We start from the raw sequence: 1,117 nt of genomic DNA, 5'->3' as shown, positions 1-1,117 counted from the left end.
AGTCCGAACTGTTCGGTCATGAGCGCGGCGCCTTCACCGGCGCCTCGTCGGAACGGCGCGGGCTCATCGAGGCAGCCAGCGACGGCACGATCTTTCTCGACGAGATCGGCGACCTGCCGCTCGAACTTCAGACCAACCTGTTGCGCTTCCTGCAGGAGAAGACGATCAGCCGGGTGGGCGGGGTGCGCAATATTCATGTCGATGTGCGGGTCGTGGCGGCGTCGCACGTCGACCTGGCTGAGGCCGTGGCGGTGGGGCAGTTCCGGGAAGACCTGTTCTATCGGCTCAACGTGTTGTCGATCGATGTCGCTCCGCTGCGCCGGCGCATGGAGGACGTGCCGATCCTGGCCGAGTACTTCTTCCAGCGTTGCACCGTCAAGAGCCGGACTCGCGTCAGGGGATTCAGCCGACAGGCGCTGGCCGCGATGCTCGCGCACGGCTGGCCGGGCAATGTCCGCGAGTTGTTCAACCGCGTCCAGCGCGCGGTGGTCATGACCGACCGACGCTTGATCGGGCCGGCCGACCTCGGCCTGGAGGCGGTCGAGAACGTGGCCGGCATGGGGCTGGACATCGCACGCATGACGGCCGAGCGCGATGTGATCAGCCTCACGCTGACGCGGGTCGGACGCAACATCACGCATGCCGCGCGCGAACTCGGCGTTTCGCGCATGACCTTGTACCGCCTGATGGAAAAGCACGGCATCGCACTCGAGTCGGAGTCCCGCCTCCAGCCGGCGGCGGCCTGGCCTGCGGCCGCGCCGGTGATTCGTCCGACACCTTCGGCGCGGATCGGAGACCCGCTCGATGCCATGATCAAGACGGCGGGCGCCGGCTACCGCGCCGATTGGTCCGGCGCCGGCRAGCCCGCCGGTCGCGCCTGAGCGTCGAGCGCCTGGACGGCGGCGATGGCGCTGCGCACCGCGCCTTCGAGGGTGGCCGGATAGGGCCCATCGACATGGTCGCCGCAGGCCAGCAGGCCCTCGGCGATCTGCTGCGGCGGGCGCAGCAGCCCCGGCGCGCAGGCGAAGGTGGCGCGCCGCTCGACCACGGTCGACACCGCCTGCAGCCCGGCCAATCCGAGTTGTTCGCGGGCCTGCGCCAGCACCTGCCGCTGCAG

General features: G+C 69.8%; 1 protein-coding gene and 1 pseudogene. One reads left to right on the top strand and one right to left on the bottom strand.

Features of this window, described 5'->3' with window-relative positions:
- The coding region (locus AC1DY5_RS56655) for a sigma 54-interacting transcriptional regulator (protein WP_478122874.1) at nt 1-881 on the top strand (881 nt) is incomplete at its 5' end.
- Here AC1DY5_RS56655 and AC1DY5_RS56650 read toward each other — a convergent pair.
- A pseudogene (locus AC1DY5_RS56650) lies at nt 833-1,117 on the bottom strand (hypothetical protein); the annotation flags it as partial. The gene AC1DY5_RS56655 and the pseudogene AC1DY5_RS56650 overlap by 49 nt on opposite strands.

Source organism: Variovorax sp. P4_D9, assembly GCF_056401695.1.
This window is presented reverse-complemented; position numbering and strand designations above follow the sequence as displayed.